The organism is Phocaeicola coprophilus DSM 18228 = JCM 13818, assembly GCF_000157915.1.
GTDB classification, from domain to species: Bacteria; Bacteroidota; Bacteroidia; order Bacteroidales; family Bacteroidaceae; genus Phocaeicola; species Phocaeicola coprophilus.
Genome location: NZ_EQ973634.1, coordinates 110563 through 130382, shown reverse-complemented (window position 1 = coordinate 130382; position 19820 = coordinate 110563). Strand labels below are relative to the sequence as shown.

At 45.6% G+C, this 19820-nt stretch carries 15 protein-coding genes; 2 read left to right on the top strand and 13 right to left on the bottom strand.

What is annotated here, in order from left to right:
- Nucleotides 1–21: 21 nt before the first annotated feature.
- The 4 genes from BACCOPRO_RS04590 to BACCOPRO_RS04575 all read right to left on the bottom strand — a co-directional run bounded on the left by BACCOPRO_RS04590 (nucleotide 22) and on the right by BACCOPRO_RS04575 (nucleotide 7123).
- Complete coding sequence (locus BACCOPRO_RS04590) at nucleotides 22–1665, bottom strand: RagB/SusD family nutrient uptake outer membrane protein (protein WP_008141401.1); 1644 nt, start codon at nucleotides 1663–1665, stop codon at nucleotides 22–24.
- A 27-nt stretch (nucleotides 1666–1692) separates the two neighbouring features.
- Nucleotides 1693–4758, bottom strand: a complete 3066-nt coding sequence (locus tag BACCOPRO_RS04585) for a SusC/RagA family TonB-linked outer membrane protein (protein WP_040311176.1) — start codon at nucleotides 4756–4758, stop codon at nucleotides 1693–1695.
- A 286-nt stretch (nucleotides 4759–5044) separates the two neighbouring features.
- Nucleotides 5045–5830, bottom strand: coding sequence for a nucleoside triphosphate pyrophosphohydrolase (gene mazG / locus BACCOPRO_RS04580; RefSeq protein ID WP_008141397.1), 786 nt, complete (start codon nucleotides 5828–5830; stop codon nucleotides 5045–5047).
- Nucleotides 5831–5890: 60 nt separating this feature from the next.
- Entirely contained in the window at nucleotides 5891–7123 is a 1233-nt protein-coding gene (locus BACCOPRO_RS04575) for a DUF4934 domain-containing protein (RefSeq protein WP_008141395.1), read from the bottom strand.
- A 207-nt stretch (nucleotides 7124–7330) separates the two neighbouring features.
- Here BACCOPRO_RS04575 and BACCOPRO_RS04570 point away from each other — a divergent pair, with 207 nt between their 5' ends.
- Together BACCOPRO_RS04570 and BACCOPRO_RS17145 are read left to right on the top strand one after the other, a co-directional pair.
- Nucleotides 7331–10009 carry a valine--tRNA ligase gene (locus tag BACCOPRO_RS04570; protein WP_008141393.1) on the top strand — a complete coding sequence of 893 codons (2679 nt, stop codon included), beginning with the start codon at nucleotides 7331–7333 and terminating at the stop codon, nucleotides 10007–10009.
- Between the two features lie 305 nt (nucleotides 10010–10314).
- Nucleotides 10315–10845: a hypothetical protein gene (locus BACCOPRO_RS17145; RefSeq protein WP_008141391.1), complete on the top strand. Its 531-nt coding sequence runs from the start codon at nucleotides 10315–10317 to the stop codon at nucleotides 10843–10845.
- Nucleotides 10846–10892: 47 nt separating this feature from the next.
- Here BACCOPRO_RS17145 and tpx read toward each other — a convergent pair whose 3' ends face one another.
- From tpx to BACCOPRO_RS17410, 9 genes are all read right to left on the bottom strand, one after another.
- Nucleotides 10893–11408 carry a thiol peroxidase gene (tpx, locus tag BACCOPRO_RS04560; protein WP_040311199.1) on the bottom strand — a complete coding sequence of 172 codons (516 nt, stop codon included), beginning with the start codon at nucleotides 11406–11408 and terminating at the stop codon, nucleotides 10893–10895.
- Between the two features lie 211 nt (nucleotides 11409–11619).
- Entirely contained in the window at nucleotides 11620–12423 is an 804-nt protein-coding gene (locus BACCOPRO_RS04555; protein WP_008141388.1) for a glycoside hydrolase family 16 protein, read from the bottom strand.
- A 50-nt stretch (nucleotides 12424–12473) separates the two neighbouring features.
- Nucleotides 12474–14462, bottom strand: coding sequence for a hypothetical protein (locus BACCOPRO_RS04550; protein WP_246497735.1), 1989 nt, complete (start codon nucleotides 14460–14462; stop codon nucleotides 12474–12476).
- A gap of 4 nt (nucleotides 14463–14466) precedes the next feature.
- A complete protein-coding gene (locus tag BACCOPRO_RS04545; protein WP_155819075.1) occupies nucleotides 14467–15990 on the bottom strand; it encodes an O-antigen ligase family protein in 1524 nt (507 codons plus the stop codon).
- 133 nt (nucleotides 15991–16123) lie between these two features.
- On the bottom strand, nucleotides 16124–17005 hold the full coding sequence (lepB, locus tag BACCOPRO_RS04540; RefSeq protein WP_008141379.1) for a signal peptidase I: 882 nt from the start codon (nucleotides 17003–17005) through the stop codon (nucleotides 16124–16126).
- Between the two features lie 11 nt (nucleotides 17006–17016).
- Nucleotides 17017–18093 carry a BF3164 family lipoprotein gene (locus tag BACCOPRO_RS04535; RefSeq protein ID WP_040311196.1) on the bottom strand — a complete coding sequence of 359 codons (1077 nt, stop codon included), beginning with the start codon at nucleotides 18091–18093 and terminating at the stop codon, nucleotides 17017–17019.
- A 90-nt stretch (nucleotides 18094–18183) separates the two neighbouring features.
- Entirely contained in the window at nucleotides 18184–18384 is a 201-nt protein-coding gene (locus BACCOPRO_RS04530) for a hypothetical protein (RefSeq protein ID WP_008141375.1), read from the bottom strand.
- Between the two features lie 28 nt (nucleotides 18385–18412).
- Complete coding sequence (locus BACCOPRO_RS04525) at nucleotides 18413–19435, bottom strand: BF3164 family lipoprotein (protein WP_008141374.1); 1023 nt, start codon at nucleotides 19433–19435, stop codon at nucleotides 18413–18415.
- Between the two features lie 204 nt (nucleotides 19436–19639).
- Nucleotides 19640–19820: NVEALA domain-containing protein (locus tag BACCOPRO_RS17410; protein ID WP_008141373.1), on the bottom strand; the 181-nt coding region annotated here is incomplete at its 5' end.

Below are 19820 nucleotides of genomic sequence, written 5' to 3'. Positions count from 1 at the left end.
TCTTAGTCAGGAATCAGTGATTTATTTGTATCCTTCATTCTGTTCCAGTTTCGGATTCTTGTCGATATCACCCTGACTGAACGGGAAGTAACGATGGAACGGCTGGAAGGAACGGTTTTCAATCAGCACTTCTGTCGGATCAGGATTCAAAGTAATGGTAGCACGCAGTCCCGGATCACTTACAGATGCATCGACTGTACCGATTCTACGTTCCAGACGTCCGTTCAGCACCTTTTCAGCCAGCATCTTACCGTCGGCAGTCTTCCAGCGCAGGATATCTGCACGGCGCAAACCTTCACCGGCAAATTCTACGGCACGTTCACGATGAATCAGTTCACGCAAAGCTTCCTTAGTGGCATATTTAGCCTGGTCTACATCCGGCATGCCTGCTCTTTCACGAACCTTATTGATCTTCTTGTATACTTCATCTGACGGACCATTCAGTTCATTTTCTGCTTCAGCCCAGGTCAACAGCACTTCTGCATAACGGAACACGATAGGACAAGCATTGGATTTCCAGATATCTGCATACTGGGTAATCGGCGACAGATACTTGTTCCAGGTCAGACCAGTCTTGGAAGCATTATCAGCAGAAGTCATATAGTTTGCGTTGCTTTCACCATTAATGGTCTTGTCCAGGGTATTGAATACCGCAGCAGCACCTCCGGCTTTCACATAGTCAGCACCCGGATAGATAACAGACATAGCCAGTCGGGGGTCACGATCCTTGAACGGATGGGTTGCATCATAACCGGAACCCTGTTCATCGATCGTCATACCGTTCTTCATTTCATAGGTATCTACCAGGTTGTAAGTCGGAACGATAGAAGACCATCCGCCGTCACCATTGTTATACATCTGTCCGATGGTATACAGTGTATAAGTATTAGGAATATACTGAACAGCCAGAATTGTTTCCTTAGAATCCTGTCCTGCTACCTGGAACAGCTTCAGATAATCATCTTCCAGATCATATTCACCCATGGCAATGATTTCTTCGGCTTTCTGTTTTGCCATTGCCCAGTCATCATAATACAAAGCTTCACGCATTCTCAAGGCCAGAGCTGCACCCTTGGCAATCCGTCCTCTTTCAGCCGGCATCTTGTTCAGGTCAGGAGTACATTCATCCAGCTCCTTGGCAATGAAATCACGCACTTCCTGTTCCGTATTTCTGGGAACCTGAGCATCTTCAGCCGTATCATAATTATCAATGATAGGCACACCGCCATAAGCCCAGTTCATGATGAAATACTTATAAGCACGGAGCACTCTCACCTGTGCAATCAGGTCTTTCTTTACTGCTTCATCAGCAAATTCAATGCTCTGCACATTGTTCAGGAATGTGTTACAGCGGCGGATAGTTGTATAACCATAAAAACTGGCTCCGCTGTTGGCCTGTGTCATATTACCGTTGGCCAGGTCTTTGTATCCTTCCCAGGAGAAATTGTTGTAACCAAAGTCAGATGTACAGTCCATGTAAAGCAGACGTCCTCCGTCTTCCCATCCGGAATAGCATCCGATGGCAAATTTCTCGGCATCCTGTTCAGTCTTCCAAGTAGTGCTTGGAGACAAAGCATCATAAGGAGTGGTATCCAAAAAGTCTGAACACGAAGCTGTCATCAGTGCAGCCGCTCCAAACATTATATATTGCTTAATTCGTTTCATATCAAAATGAGTTTTTAATAGTTATAGTTAGAATGTAATGTTAACACCAAATGCATGAGTGCGCAGCAACGGATAAGAAGACAGACGCTGGCTGGTAGCTTCCGGGTCAATGCTGATCTTCATATTATCAATTGTAAAGAGGTTTTCTACAGAATAGTAGAAACGTACGTTTTCAACACCCCAGTTGCTCAGCAGGCTCTTTGGCAAGGTATAACCGAACTGAAGGTTTTTCAAACGCAGATAGTTCGTATTCTGCAACCAGAAAGTAGACTGTGCGCTACGTGAACTGCTCGGAGAGTTTGTATCTGTAAAGATACGCGGCATGGAAGCATCCTTGTTGGTTTCGGTCCAGGCATCCTTCCAGATGCTTGCCGGGTGACCGGCATCACCGGAGAAGGCACCATATACTTCGTGTGAGTCGAACAGACGGGCAACTTTGGCTGCACCGTTGAACATCAGAGACAAGTCAAAACCTTTCCATCCGGCAGTCAGGTTCAAACCAAATGTATAAACCGGTTCAGTACTGTTTGTATATACACGGTCATCACCATTCAGTTTACCGTCACCATTGGTATCCACATATTTCAGGTCACCAGCCTTGAAGCCACCGGCACCAAACGGATTACCATATTTAGCGGTAAAGGCATCTGCTTCTTCCTGTGAATTGAAGAAACCGTCAGTCTTGTAAATATAGTAAGCATTAATAGACTGGCCGACAGCATTTCTTTGGTTATAGCCGGTATCCAGATAGTCAGCACCACCCAGGTCAAGGATTTCATTCTTGTTGTAAGCAAAGTTGGCAGCAACACCGAATGTCCAGTCTCCCCAACGGTCATTGTAACCGATATTCAGTTCGACACCCTTATTGTTCATTGAACCCACATTGTCAGTATAAGGATTCAAGGCAAATTCGGTAGGAACAGAAACCTGCATCAGAATACCTGTAGTCTTACGGTTATAGAAGTCAAGAGATCCGTTGATCTTATTGTTCAGGAAACCGAAATCAAGACCAACACCCCAGGTCGTAGCCTTTTCCCAGGTAATTGTACTCAGTTTATAGCTAGACTGGTAATAACCGGAGTTCAAGGCACCGCCAAACGGATAAGTGGCTCCGATATTATATGTATTCAAAGCCGGATAATAGTCACTCAAAGCATCCTGATTACCCAACATACCCCAGGAAGCACGGATCTTCAGGTTGCTCAGCCAAGATCTGGCACCTTCCATAAATGATTCTTCACTGATTCTCCACGCACCAGAGAATGAAGGGAAATAACCCCATCTGTGTCCCTCTGCAAAACGGGAAGAAGCATCCGCACGGATATTGGCTTCAAACAAATACTTTCCTGCATAATCATAATTGACACGGGCAAACCATGACAGCATTGCCAGTTCTCTGGTATAACCGGAGTTAGTCTGTGAAGCAGCATCACCGGCATTGATATCAGTCAGATCATTGTTCGGGAAATCTTTACGGTAAGCAGTCAGTTCCTTGTAATTATACTTTTCAGTATGCCAGCCGGCCAGTCCTTTGATGTTATGTTTACCAAAAGTCTGGTCGTAATTCAACAGCAAGTCATAGTTTGTACGGTTCCAGGTATAATAGCGTTCATCCAGGGAGTTCGGATCGGAAGCCTTGTTGGCATTGTACTGGATGAATTTCTGGAAATAAGTATAGTTCTGCATATTATTTACATACGAACCTGTTGCCGTAAAGGTCAGGCAATCCAGAATCTTATAATCCAATGAAGCCATACCCGTAAAGTTGTGGTTGTCACGTGTTACCTTCATACCGGAATCCAGCCATGCAATCGGGCTACCATCAGAAATCGTACCCCATGTACCGTCATCGTAGCGGGCTACAATCCACGGAGCGATCAGGTTCAGCTGACGGATAATCTGGTCAGAACTACCTCCATAGTAAGCAGAGCTGGCATCATCATATGCATTCTTGATATAGGCCAGGTTCAATTTGGCACTCAACCGCTTGGTGATCTTCATATCCAGATTCGTACGGGCATTGAACTGTTCACGTCCTGCATTAGGAAGCACACCGGTCTGGTTCAAATAACCGATAGATCCCATATAGCGCACATTCTCCGTACCACCGGCAATGTTCAGGTTGTGACGGTGCTGTATACCGGTCTTGTAAGCCAGGTCATACCAGTCTGTATTCGGATAAAGAGGATCTGTTCCGTCCTTGAACTTCTGGATTTCTTCATCTGTAAAACGGGGAGCCTTACCTTCTGCCTGCAAAGCCTGATTATACATGCTGGCATATTCGTAAGAACTCAGACGGTCGATCATATTGGTAGCATTCTGGAAGCTGACATAGCCGCTATACGAAATTTTCGACTTGCCGGTCGAACCACGCTTGGTGGTAATCAGAATAACACCGTTCGCTGCCTTAGATCCATAGATGGCAGCAGAAGCAGCATCTTTCAAAACAGAAATACTTTCAATGTCATTGGGGTCAATGGAACTCATGGTTTCAGATTCCACACCATCAATCAGAATATAAGGAGAAGCGGTATTCAAAGTACCGGTACCACGTACACGGATACTACCACTGTCCATACCCGGAGCACCGTTCGTACCGGTAATGATTACACCCGGCATCAAACCCTGCAAACCACTGCTCACGTTCTGAATCGGACGGTTCTGCAACTGCTCTTTATCTACAGAAGCTACCGAACCCGAAAGATTGGCCTTCTTCTGAACACCATATCCTACGACAACCACCTCATCCAGTGTTTTTGTGTCTTCCTTTAAGGTAATTTTCAAAGGTTCACCATTCCATTTTACTTCCTGAGAAACATATCCGACGAAAGAGATTTCAAGGATATCGCCTTTCTTGGCACTTTCCAGAGTAAAGTCACCATCGAATCCTGTAATGGTTCCGTTTGTCGTTCCTTTAACAACGACTGAAGCTCCGATGATTGTTTCACCTTGGGCATCTTTTACAACACCCTTACACACATTACTTTGCTGTACGACATTCGCTTCCAGCATCGAAGGAGTTGCATGTGCAACACCTACTGAAATACCGCCCAGAAAGAGCAGCATACTGACAGATCTGAATCTTTTAAACATAGATTTAAAACTTTAATAAAACAGGTTAACTATTTTTTCAAATATTAGTTAAAGTTTAGTTTTCTTTATTTAGTGCATCGGCAAATATATGACTTCCTTTATTATAAAAGAAATTTTCTGATACATATTTTTACGATTTAACAAATTCGGAACGGGTTATCCCTGATAATCAAATTCCAATTCCCTTACGAAATCTTCAAATCCGTCATCCCCGTACACAAAAAAAAGCATGTGGAACAAACCGTCTCCGGTTCATTCCACATGCCGTATTTATCTGTTTCCTGACTTATTTCTCCTGTGCCTTCGCCTCATTCCAGATCGCATCCATTTCTTCCAGAGTCATATCCTTCAGGTTCTTGCCTGCCTTCAGAGTATGTGCTTCCAGATAATTGAAGCGGCGGATAAACTTCTGGTTGGTGTGCTCCAGTGCATTGTCCGGATTGATTTTATACAGACGGGCTGCATTGATCAGACTGAACATCACGTCACCGAACTCGGCTTCTGCCTTCTCCTTGTCCATAGTTTCCACTTCCGACTCAAATTCGGCAATTTCTTCCTTCACCTTTTCCCATACCTGGCTGCGTTCTTCCCAGTCGAATCCCACATTGCGGGCTTTGTCCTGAATCCGATAAGCCTTGATCAGAGAAGGCAAAGCATCGGGCACTCCGCTCAAGACAGACTTGTTACCGTCTTTTTCCTTCATTTTGATCTGCTCCCAGTTCTCAGAGACCTTTTCCGCCGTATCGGCCTTCACTTCTCCAAATACATGAGGGTGACGGAAAATCAGCTTGTCACACAGCTTATCACAAACATCCTTTATATCAAAGTCACCGGTCTCACTGCCAATCTTGGCATAAAACACCACATGAAGCAACACATCTCCCAGTTCCTTGCAAATATTCTTCCGGTCGTCCTTCATCAGGGCATCACACAACTCATACACCTCCTCAATGGTATTGGGGCGCAGACTTTCATTGGTCTGTTTTCTGTCCCAGGGACACTTCACTCTCAGTTCATCCAATACATCGAGCAACCGCCCGAAAGCTTCCAGTTTTTCTTCTCTTGTATGCATGTTCTATTCATTAAAAATCCATTATCACAGACTATATATACCATTATATAATATAAGTCCTTATTCGCGGGCAATCACCACCACCGGATTATCATCCTCTTTCAGGGTCTTCAGGAAACCGAGTTCCGGATTATCCTTACAAGACTCATGCTCTTCAACCCACTCCAGCACATCGGCCGCCTCAATCATTCCGGCCAGTTCGTGTGCGTTTGTCCGTTCCGAAAAGTCTACCGGCATAAACGGGGTCAGATCATCCATGATCTTGTCTGTCCTGCGTCCCATCACCACGGTACCCTTCCGGCGGTTATAAACTCCATAATACAAGTGATCCTCTTCAACCAGTGCATCAAAACACTCAAAGAAGATGCTTTTCTCCAGTTCATCCACTTTTCCAAGTACCAACGCCTTAGAAGCATCTTCCTCCTTCATCTTCGTCACGGAAAGGTTCCCCATATCAAACCAGTAAGCTGGTGTCAGCCGATACTTATCAACCGTATATACAGTATCATTCCGGTAACGCATGAACCGGATCTGTTCACCTTCCTGCCACAACACCGGCGGATTGGTCAGCACGACATTCGACTGATCCTGATTGCTGACAATGTAAAACATCCCTTTCTGCGTGAAATGACAAGGTGTACTCTTGAATACACCGATACTTTTGATGTCACTCATATTGACCGGCTTCCCTTGTGCAAGTAACAAAGTATCACCTTCCTGCCGGGGTTCGGAAGTGTACCAGACAAGTCCTTCTTTCCCGTCAACCAGCCCGTTATTAAAATATTGTATATATCCTTCCTCCGAAGCCAGCAAAGATACCGAAGCGCAGGCCGCATTCTCACTCATTTTCAGCATTCCCTGAAACTGTCCCTGCAAATCATACCGCAGCCACTCATCTTTCCAGCCCCTGAAACAAACCGCTCCGTCATGTCCCTGAAACCAGACTTTCGAAGAAGCATATCCGGACGGATCATTTCCGTAATGTCCCAGTTTACAGACAAAATGCCCGTCATTCTTGTCAAAGAGCAACGCCTGTTTTTCGTCAGTCACCAGGATATAACCCGGCAACAGACCGATATGAGCCCCCTCTCCTACCAGCACACTGTCATTCGTTTCGAGTGCTACATAACGAATCCTTCCAAGAAAATCAGATACTTTCAACGGCTGCAGGTTACCAAAAGCATCTGCAACCGGAATGGTTTCAAGTGATCCTGATTTCCGGTCCTCAGCAGACGAGCAGGCCGCCAGTAACAGACCGGCCATACATCCTGCCCACAATATCAGTTTTTTCATAACTCCATTTATTTTACACCATCCTATCCGGAATCCTGTCCCTCCATCCGCTCTTCCTCAGATCAAACAAAGGAAACAGATTGAAGACCAGCTCCCGCAACGGTCTTCAAAAGTACAAATATTTTTCATAATCCAACTAGTTTTATTAATTTTGCAGCCAAATATATACGATAATCAACATATCAACTATTATAGTGAAATAGAATCATGGAATTAGCAAGTAAGTACAATCCCGCAGACGTGGAGGGAAAATGGTACCAGTATTGGCTGGACAACAAACTTTTCAGTTCTAAACCCGACGGACGTGAACCTTACACCGTCGTCATTCCTCCCCCTAATGTGACCGGAGTGCTCCACATGGGACACATGCTTAACAATACCATACAGGATATATTGGTGCGCCGTGCACGCATGATGGGCAAGAATGCCTGCTGGGTACCGGGTACGGACCATGCTTCCATTGCTACTGAAGCCAAGGTTGTCAACAAACTGGCTCAGCAGGGAATCAAGAAAACCGACCTCACCCGTGAAGAATTCCTGAAACACGCATGGGCATGGACAGAAGAACACGGAGGCATCATCCTCAAGCAGCTTCGCCGCCTGGGAGCTTCATGCGACTGGGACCGCACCGCTTTCACCATGGATGAAAAACGCAGCCAGAGCGTCATCAAGGTATTTGTAGACCTGTACAACAAAGGCCTCATCTACCGCGGCGTGCGCATGGTGAACTGGGATCCCAAGGCACTGACTGCCCTTTCTGACGAAGAAGTAATTTATAAGGAAGAACACAGCAAGCTGTATTACCTGCGCTACTATGTTGCCAACGACGATATGAGCGGAGAAACCGGAGCTGAAGGTGAAATCGTTCACCGCGATGCACAGGGCCGCCGCTATGCAGTTGTAGCCACTACCCGTCCGGAAACCATCATGGGTGATACCGCCATGTGTATCAATCCGGCCGACCCAAAGAACCAGTGGCTGAAAGGCAAGAAAGTAATCGTTCCGCTGGTAGGACGTGTTATTCCGGTTATTGAGGACAGCTATGTAGACATTGAATTCGGTACCGGCTGTCTGAAAGTTACTCCGGCTCACGACGTAAACGACTACATGCTGGGCGAAAAATACAATCTGCAAAGCATTGACATCTTCAATGACAACGGAACCATCAGCGAAGCTGCCGGAATGTATGTCGGAATGGACCGTTTCGATGTACGCGAACAGATTGAAAAAGACCTGAATGCTGCCGGCCTGCTGGAAAAAGTGGAAGCCTATACCAATAAAGTAGGTTTCTCTGAACGTACCAACGTAGCCATCGAACCGAAACTGTCCATGCAGTGGTTCCTGAAGATGCAGCATTTCGCAGATATGGCTCTGCCGCCGGTAATGAACGACGAACTGAAGTTCTACCCTGCCAAATATAAGAACACTTACCGCAACTGGCTGGAAAACATCAAGGACTGGTGTATCAGCCGTCAATTGTGGTGGGGACACCGCATTCCGGCCTACTTCCTTCCGCAGGGAGGATTCGTAGTAGCCGAGACACCTGAAGAAGCCCTGAAGCTGGCTCAGGAAAAATCCGGCAATCCTAGTCTGAAACTGGAAGATCTCCGTCAGGACGATGACTGTCTGGACACCTGGTTCTCTTCCTGGTTGTGGCCGATCTCCCTGTTCGACGGTATCAATAACCCCGGCAATGAAGAAATCAAATACTACTATCCCACTGCCGATCTGGTAACCGGTCCGGATATCATCTTCTTCTGGGTAGCCCGTATGATCATGGCCGGCTATGAATACATGGGCGACATGCCGTTCAAGAACGTTTACTTCACCGGTATTGTCCGCGACAAAATCGGACGCAAGATGTCCAAGTCACTGGGTAACTCCCCCGATCCACTGGATCTGATTGACAAGTACGGTGCCGACGGTGTCCGCATGGGTATGATGCTTTCTGCTCCTGCCGGAAACGATATTCTGTTCGACGATGCACTTTGCGAACAGGGACGTAACTTTAACAACAAGATCTGGAACGCCTTCCGTCTGGTAAAAGGATGGGAAGTAGCCGACATCGAACAGCCCGAATATGCACGCCTGGCAACCGAATGGTTTGACGCCATGCTGACCAAAACTGCAGCAGAAGTGGACGACCTGTTCGGCAAATACCGCTTGAGCGAAGCCCTGATGGCTGTATACAAACTGTTCTGGGATGAATTCTCAAGCTGGTATCTGGAAATGGTAAAACCCGCTTACGGACAGCCCATCGACAAAGCAACTTACGAAAAGACTCTCGGTTTCTTCGATACATTGCTCAAACTGCTTCATCCGTTCATGCCGTTCATTACGGAAGAATTGTGGCAGCACATCTATGACCGCAAAGAAGGTGAAAGCATCATGACGCAGATTCTGAATGTTGCCGGAAACTACGATGAAACAATCATTGCCCAGTTTGAGGCCGTGAAAGAAGTCATCGGAGGTATCCGTACCATCCGTCTGCAGAAGAACATTGCCCAGAAAGAAGCCCTCACCCTGGAAGTTGTCGGCGAAAGCCCGGTAAGCAAGTACAATGCTGTTATCGCCAAACTCTGCAACCTGTCAGCAATCAATGCCGTAGCAGCCAAAGCAGAAGGAGCAGCAGCATTCATGGTAGGAACAACAGAATATGCCGTACCTCTGGGTAACCTGATCAACGTCGAAGAAGAGCTGAAGAAGCTGGAAGCCGACCTGAAATACCAGGAAGGATTCCTGCAGAGCGTGCTGAAAAAACTCAGCAACGAGAAGTTTGTCAGCAAAGCTCCGGCTAACGTCATCGACATGGAACGTAAGAAACAAGCCGATGCAGAAACCAAGATTGCCGCACTGAAAGAAAGCATTGCTGCATTGAAAAAGTAAATTTATTCAAATCTACCTGATAAAAAGAGCATGCCTGCAAATCATCGCAGCGCATGCTCTTTTTTATTTCCTATTCATTAACAAGAGAATAAATCGTCCTCAAGCCTTTACACAACAAGTTCAAAAGATACTGACATTCAGCCGGTAAAAGGATATAATTCAAATCTCAATAAATCCTAAAACTCTTTAGGATTTATATTTTTACTTCATATATATTCATTCCTGTTATATTTTTGCGGCCCGTTTAATTAGAAGAAACACAAAAGAATAGAACTCAAAACTATAATTACTAAATTTATAACCCTATGAACGTCTTTAAATTTTTATCTGCAACATTACTGGCAAGCACCTGTCTTTTCTCTGGTTGCAAAAAAGAAAAATCAATCGTACCCGAAAATCCTTCCGTGGTAGAAATCACCGTAAGTAACTCACAAGGAGAACTCCTGGGAAGTGAAACCGTCAGAATGTATGATGAGACCTCTTATGAATCCTTCAAGAAAAATCACAGCACCAAACCATTGCTGGAAATCACAACCGATAGCAATGGCATGGCAAGATTTACTCTGGAAAGCAATCTCTGGTTTCAGAGTACAAAATCCAGAGAATTTATGTTCGTTGTTCTGAAAGCCTTTGATACCGATAACTATCAATGGTGGAGTAAAGGCGGAACAGTGAACGCCGGTAAAAAACATGCTTTCAGGATCGAAACGACTCTGCCCAAAGCCGGAACAGAAGATCTGGTCAGGATTACCATACCCACAGGATGTATGGAAACCTACAGAAACAAATGGTCTGACCATCCCGGCTACCTGAAAAAGATAGAAGAACGCCCCTGACAGATACAGGCCGTTTACAGAAAAAGCCCCGTCAAAGGGGCTTTTCATCATTCCACCGCCTTCAGGGCAGCATCATAATCAGGCTCACTGGATATCTCGCTGACCAGTTGCGTATAACTCACCTTACCAGCCTCATCCACCACTATGACAGCCCTGGCTGCCAACCCCTTGAGCGGCCCGTCTTCCAGACAAAGTCCGTATCCCTTCACAAAGTCCTGACTGCGGAAAAGCGACAAAGGCTGCACATTGTCTAACCCCTCTGTCGTACAGAAACGCTTCTGGGCAAAAGGCAAATCCATGGACAGACATAACACCACCGTATTATCCAGTCCTGAAGCCTTGGCGTTAAACTGCCGGACAGACATTGCACACGTCGGAGTGTCCAGACTCGGGAAAATATTCAGAATCACCTTTTTCCCTTTAAAAGACGACAAGCTAACTTCTTTCAGATCCGCATTGGTTGCCTGAAAGTCAGGAGCCGTCTGTCCTACCTGTACCATCCGGCCGGATGTATGGGCCTCATAGCCCCTGCAAATCACTTTCTCACCCTTTCCATCCGGCATTACGGTTGCTGCCCCTGCAGGCAAAGTCTCCAGAGCCAGAACAGAAACGGCACATAAAATCAATCTAACTGCATTCATACACAAAATCTTTTTCTCTTTTCTATATTTGTTCATCCTCACATACCGCGTACAAAAGACGGCTTTCAAAGATATGTAATAATTACAAATATAAAAACTATCTTCAATTGTTTTATGAAACTTATAGATTTTCTTACTCTTTTGAATCTCGCTGATAATAGCGTACCCAGTCCACAGACATCTCTACTGGAAGGTCGAGCGTATCTACGGGACCTACCCAACCTCCTTCCAACTGCATGTCGACAAGCAGATAATAAGGCTTGTCAAAAGGAAACTGCCCCTCTTTATCCGTCTCTATTTTCGGATAGGCAAAAGTACGGCGGTCATTTACAAAGAACACCACACTGTCAGGATACATTTCCACAGCATACACATTATAATCATCCGGCCGTATTGCCGCGGTTCCTCCCTGCGGAGGATTGTTCCGTATGTTCAGGTGCTGAGTATATACAGAATGGACTGTCTGGTAAACAATCGTATCATGATTCAGGCGTTCCATTATATCAATCTCCCCTCCAGACGGCCATTTGTACTTCTCCTCTTCGAAAGGCTTCAGCCAGATAGCCGGCCAGGCCCCGCGGGCCCCCTGCAGCTTTGCCCTGATTTCCAGCCTTCCCCCATGAAAGGCCTTTTTATACTTGGTATACACCCCACCGGTTATAAATCTTGCGGTATCAGCGTTCCGGTCAGGATTCATCACTCCTTTCAGAATCAGATGACCGTTTTTCACTTCATAACAAACTTCATTATCCGACATGTGGCGCGCCCATTCCGGAGTCCAGCGAGGTATCTTCGACCAGGTCAGTGTATCAAAACCACTCCCTTCGAAATCGTCCTCCCAGACCAGTTTCCAGTCCGAAGTTTTCTGCGGGGACAAACAGGAAATCATTCCCCCCCATCCCAATACGACCATTACCCATAAAAAAAGTTTCTTCATACTTATCTATCGTTTTGAATGTTTAAGAATCACATATTCTTTTACTTCTGTCACTCCCAGCTGATTCCTTCTTCCGTAACAGTAAATGTACGTTCGGCAGAAGCTCCGGGCCATCCCGTATTTTTCAGCATGAGCAGACAGTGAAGAGGTACCCCTTCGAATTCCAGCCAGCCAAGTTCCGTTCCTTCCCGGGAAGCATGCCGTTTCCAACCCTTATCCCAGTAAAGCAACTCATAATGATTTCCCGTCTCGATCTGACTTTTCAAATAAGGACAGAAACCGACTCCGGTCAGCCGGTAACTTTCTCCCAAATCAAAATCCACATATCCTTCCGGAAACCTGCAACGGCAACAAGTCGCTTCCGTACCATCCGTCAAGTTACGGATACCTTCTGACGACTGTGACAAGGGAATTCCCTCCGACACCACACGCACCGAAGGCACACGTCCGTCAGCCGTATAGAAAACAATCTCTCCGGCAGCCAGCGTATCCGCCGGAAGATACATCCGGACATAGCGGCAGGAAGCAGACGAAACAACCGGAAACCTGTTCATCCCTATCCCCAGCGAGTCTGTCAGTTCACATAATTTCCCCTGAGGATTTCCATCTTCCATCACTACAAAACTTGTACCACGGAAAGCATGAAGATAAGTCAGGTTCCGGTCGTGAGTCGGCGCTCCGAACAGAGTCCGCAATCCGACTTTTCCTCTTTTCCCGTCATCCGACAAGATGCGGACAGTACCGTCGGCCTCCAGCCTGAAAGGACTGGCCGCAGGAACCACCACACCTTGCCGGTAATACACCGGCAGATATACCATGTCTTTACCCATATTACGGAACAGTACAGAACCATCGTTCCCGATCTTCCCCCATTGCACCGGATGCCATTGCTGATAGCCGAAAACCGCAAGATAAGCATACCGTGCACCTTCCGGAGCAGGTTCAGTCAATTTGATACAGACATCCTGAGTTTCGAAATATTCATTCGAGACATCCAGTTTCTTCATGTTCCGGAACAAAGAAGGAATATCAGCCCGGTCTACATCCCTGTCCGTTACAGGCCCTTCCGGATGATTGGAATAAGTATAACGGTAAACCTTTGGAAGGCGGAATTCTCCCCATAAACGATCGCAAGTCCGGTTGTTATAGATACGCTTGTATTTCCACCGGTCTTCATCCCAGAAAGCCTCGAAAGCATACGATCTGTCTCCCATCACCAGAACATTCCATGTGTGTGAATTATTCCGGTTCCCCCATGCAGGAACAAAATCAATGGCCACAGGCATTCCCAAAGCAGACAACAAAAGAGAATTATACCAGCACCTGTGAATGCACAAGCCACGCTTCAACCGTTCGAACGTAACAGCATCCACCAAAGGAATCCGGGTTCCGAAAAACTGAGAATGTACCAGAGAACGGTATTCATAGAGCAGTGAATCCGTATCCTCCTTCCACGAGTGTCCGGCCGAAGCATAATATTTTCCCATGTGCCGGTAATAGAATGTATCCCTGATCCCGTCAGCCACCAGGCCATTCAAGCGGCGGTAAGGCAACACATACTCCAGAAAATCATCAAAAGAAATCTGCGAAGCATACACGTTTCTCTCCCAGGCATCGAAAGAACGTTCTGTTTCACTGATCAGATAAGAAGAACTCACGGCAGACAAGTCTGCCACCCAACATCCGGAAGATATTCCGGGAATTCTTTCCTGCAGACGGTCGATTTCCTTCCCCCATTCTGCACATATCCGATAGTCAAATACCCTGTTCACAGAGTCATAAGCCTGATATACAGAAGCCAGACCGGAAAGCCCGGATTCCGGAAAGCCATAACACCCCGGCATGTTCCTTATCAGAAAACGTACAGCCCGGAGTTTCAGACTGTCACCAGCATAATAATCCAGCACCTTTTCAAGCTCCTTCCGGTTATCACCGGCCAGCTTCAGAGCCTCATCCAACTGCCTTTCTTCACCAGTAGAACATCCGCCTGCAAACAGCAGCAACATCCAGACTACACCCCAGCCAAAGATCTTTCCCATACAATTATTTCCTTTCATTTAAAATACTTCTCACCTCCTGACGCATTTCCCTGACAGCCGTTGAGTTCACCTTCGGCTCACTATAAAGCACCTTCTCCGCTGCCCTTACCAATTTTTCCCGACTGTAATATTCCGGCACGGCATACAGTTTCACCAGCAGATAGTAAGGATAAATACGTTCCGGCAGTCTGTGAGTGGAACGTATCAGAAACTCCTCCGCCTTTTCAAACTCCCCTTTATCCTGAGCATTCCTCCCCAAAAGATTCAATATCATCGGATCACCACTCACCGTCAACGCCCGTTTCAGTTCCTCTTCCGCCTTCTCATAACACTTAAGCCGATAAAGTGCCCTCCCATATTCAAAACAATAATCATCGTTCCAGTTCATCCGGCTATACAGTTTCTCATACGCCTTCACGGCAGCCTGATAATCACCCGCCCGATACAGCCCTCTCAACGGCATCCATTCACGTGCAGCCTGTACCCGCTCCTCATATACCCTGTGTATACTTACAGAAGCTCCCAAGCCAGCCAATGCCGCAAGCAGCAAAACTACTTTTGCAAGTTTTTCCGGTCTTATGGCTACAAGCCATTCCCCCATGAGCACCATGACCGTCAATACCCAGACCGAAACAATAGCCGGAATATGCAAAGGATAAGAGAAAGAAGCAAAAACCATCAGTGATACCAGACATCCTCCCATACCGGTCAGACGTTTCCTTTTCCCGGCAAAGCCAAGCAGTACAAGCAACCAGACAACCACTGCCACAGCCACCCATATTCCCCGTTCGGCTGCAATCTGCAGAAACTCATTAAAAGCAAAATCAGGAGATCCGGCCACCCAAGCCTCCGCATCCGAAAACTTCCCCTCCATAAAATACTCCTCCTGAGCATCTCCATACAAGGCAGAGAAAGTTCTTCCTCTCTCCTCTCCCATCGGGTTATCCGCAATAGCCCGCATTGTTATCTTCCAGATCAGCAGACGCCCGTCAGCCGAGTCACGCTTCATCAGATAGGCTCCTGCGGCCAGAAAAATTCCCGACAACAGAACCCCGAGAACAGCATACTTATATTTCAGCATAAAAAATTTTATCCGGTCACCATATATACGAAAAGTAACATATCCGCAGGAAACAAAGGCTGCAAGCCATGCTGCCCGGCTCATCCCGGCCGGAAGTACACAAAGGACAAGCATCACCACGCACAACGAAACATAATATTCCACTTTCGCCCTACGGCCCGTCCGTCCATTCACAGAAAGCATTCTGTATAAAGCAACGGGTAGAATGGCTGCCAGATACCCGGAATAAGGACCGGGATTATAGAACGTTCCCGTCAGCACAAAAAGCGAATGCCCCGACGGGTATAACCCGGCAATCTGTCCCAGGCCAAGCAATGCCTGCACCGCTCCCCCAAACATCAGCACCCATTCCGCGACCTCTGATACAATATGCACTGTGAAACGAAATTCAGAATTCCCCCTGCTGCCCAAAACGGCAATGCCACCAACAGCGCTTCTGACAGCCATATCCACTGCTTTCCCTGCAAACCGGCAGGCACAACAGGATCATCCACCATCACAGTTGCCACCACACAGCCCAAAAGTAATCCTCCTGCGAACCATGCCGCCAGTCTGTATACCCAGTTCTTCATTATACCATCTATTCTATTGCTTTCCATACTCTGTCCCAGCGTACCTTATCCGTATACCGGTCTACCGATTTCCATATCCTTGAAGCCACTCCCACGATATACTCTTCCGGAAGTAAGCCCCAGTAGCGTGAATCCTGTGAATTCTCCCCACGATCTCCGGCAACAAAATAATAGTTTTTACGGAAACGGTAAGTAGTTATCACACTGTCATTCAGTAATACCGATGATCCCCGGAAAATCAGATCTTTTCCCTGTTCCCACTCAATCAGCTTATGGTAAAGTACCCAGCCGGTACGATCCATTTTCACCTCACTCCCGGCCTTTGGAATATACAACGGGCCAAAATTCTTTATATTCCAGTTCAGTAAAGAATCATAGGGAAAACTCTGAAACACTTCCTGAGGAAAATCTTCTGCCTTCATCTGTCCAATCCGTTTTTGAGACGCAAGATTTCCCAGAGGAGAAGCCACACCAGCTATATGAAAGATCCCGCCATGAATTGAAAGCGTATCCCCAGGCAGTCCGATACAACGCTTTATATAATATTTCAGAATATGCATCTCTATATGGCTCCAGTCGTTGGGGTGCGGGAAGTTGAATACCACCACATCATTGCGCCGTATCTTTCTGAAGCCCGGAATACGGTAAATCTCTGTCTGCTCCAGATTGAGCGACTTGTGCAAATTAAAGAGACGAGCCCCCACAAGCGGCTTCCATACCAACACAAAATCTCCTTCCTTGAGTTCAGGCGACATGGAATCACTCGGTATCCGAAAAGAAGCAAAGACAAACACCTGTGCCAAAATCCATAGCAAAAACAGGCATATCCCCCCGAATACCAAATTCAACAAAACATCAAACCACTTCTTCACATCGTATCTTCCTTGCATTTTCAAATTATTTAATCACTGCAAATACGTACCAACTTATAGCCGTTTTCTTCATCCGATGCCAGTGCATAAATGACATTATGCGTCTCGTCCACACAAAAACGTGCCAAACGCTGACCGGTCCGCATTTCCTTAACAGCGTTCCCCTGCCAGTCAAACACAATGACCGATTCAGGCTCCATCGCATCTCCTTTCTCATGCAGCAGCGCATAAATAAACTCGTTTCCCGCATAAGCATCTTCAAATCCCAACTGAGTTTTTTCGTTACCTACGACAAATGCCGGGACAGTTCCTTCTGCCAATCCGTAGACCGGCTCATAAATACATAAAGTCGTATCCATGGCCAATTCCCAGCCGGACCCTACACTAAACAATTCCAATATTCCGCCAATATAAGTGGCATTGAACATCCTTGCATAATCAGGTTTAAAGAATGTGCGCGTGTCACTGCTAAATACAGACCAGATTTCCTCCGCATTACCGGTTACATATTCAGACGGGAAATCCTTATACACAGATGTAATTTGTTTTGTGGCTAAATTGATGCAGCCATAACGCAAGTTAGGCTGGTTAGCCTTGAGTAAAAACTGATTTCCTCCCAGCGGAAGCAAATCGTATATGATAAAAGGAGTTTCAGACGGAGGAAGAATGCTGTAATCTATCTTATACTCGGTAAAAGACCGGTCTCTTTCCAGATTGGTGTCCAGATTATATGCTACCAATTTGCGCGAAACGCCATCGTAAACATAAAGCGTGTCTTTCCCTGGCGACAAATGAAATTGATTGGCTGACAAAAGTTCGCCAGGCCCTTGCCCTTTACGGGCAAACTTCCCTTTCGGATTCCCGGACAATGTGTACACATGAAAATAACAATCATCCATATAGTCCAGTATCACGAGTAAAGAATCAGTACATTCCATCTGCAAAGGGAAACGCCATATGGAAGAGTCGTTCAATGTATGAACTTCCACGGTGTAAACGCTATCTGGTTTGACACCATTGGAATAATAGGCCGACGCATTCTTTTTAGCACATCCCGCAGCACTCAGAAATACCAATAAAAGCAAGTAAGAAAACAGCTTCTTCATTTCAATAATCGCTATGATCACCGAGAGCAAAGTTATAGAATTATTTTGTATGGCAGATGATTTAGCTTCGCAGATTTCATTGAACTCACGTTATTTTAAATTATAAAATACCAACACCGGATTTCCTTCTTCATCTGCCTGCTTCAAACAAGCCTTCAACTCTGGAGAGATAATTTTCTCTTCCATATCAAGCAACGAAAGGCTGCCAACCAGCAATTCCTCATCCGTACCGACTGGCATAGGAAACAAACCACCCAGCCCCAAATCATCCTGCACGGCAGCAGCTTTCACGTTGGCAACCTGCCCAATACAATTTTCTTCAAAGCTTATATTTCACTACTTCCACTTCCGGATTGACTCCCACACCATAAATAGTTCCATCCGGATCTATGACAAAATTACAGATATCTCTATCAGTCCGATACTTTTCACATAAAGCCCCCGTATGAATATCAAAAGCCAGAATCAGTGTAGGATAACGCTCACCGCCCATGTCCTTTTTCTCCGAATCACTTTTCCCGTTATAAACGGCATAAACCTTATCGCCATGGATAGTCACATCTGTAAACCCATCCAAAAGCCTTTTCCGATCCAAACTGCCATATCCGTCGAACAACGGTTTCTCCATATAATGAGTCCATTTCTGTTTTATTTCACCATTCTCTTCTTCATAACAGGCCAAATAACCAAAATCATTCATTGCGTATACAAAACGGTTGCCATCGGATGCAAAATTACCAACATAGGATTGGGAACCCAACCCGTTCTTGGGACGCTCTTTCAGATTTCCGAAATTAGATATTATATTCAAATCCTTATCCATAAGGACAATGGGAGCATCCGCTCCAAAAACCGCACAGCCCAAAAAATACTTTTCATTCAACGCATACAGATTGGTTACATAAACCTCTTTGTCCTTCATCCGTTTGGAGGACAGTAATTTCAGTCTGTTTCTTTCTTCCACCAAATATTCACGAAGGGTTCTCAAGTTGAAATCATACAGATAAAGCCTGGTTTCACTGCCTTTTTTCAACAGTCCGCCATACTGAGGAGATATAAACTCTCCGGGACCGTTTCCAAACTTTCCCCATGCACTTTCAAATGACAAATCGGACTTGTCATAGAGTTTGACGAATTCATCTCCTTGTGTAAAAACCAGCATCAGATTATTTTCCAAAAGTGCCAACGTCCGTGGAAAACTAATAATCTGCTCCTTGTCATATTTCACACTGGTCAGCTTAATTTCCTCAACATCTTTCACTTCACTTTGTTTCTTTCCTTGCTGGATACAACTACAGAGGAAAATACCCATAACCATTGTCCACAATAAAAATCGTTTCATTGTATAATCTCCTTTATTTTAACAACAGAACACTTATTAGGAGTCTGTTCGTAATTTAACACATCTCAATTTTCTAATAGTTCTCATGCTTTTTAAAACAGAAAAACACCATTGGAAAATAGCATTTAGAAATATCAAGCAAAATAAACAGACTCCTAAAAAAGCATTCACATTCTTTTTTTTGAATAAAAACTATTGTGCTATTCAGAACCTTTCTTCAAAATTAGAATGCCACCATACTGTATTCCCATCTGGAGAAACTATCAAATAATAGCAATCTTTATCCTGATACCAATAACAATTGTCATTAAAATCATCTAAGTTAAAATCTTCATCATTAGCCAGCGCTTCCACATTAGCCATTGCCAAATCTGACATTTCAACT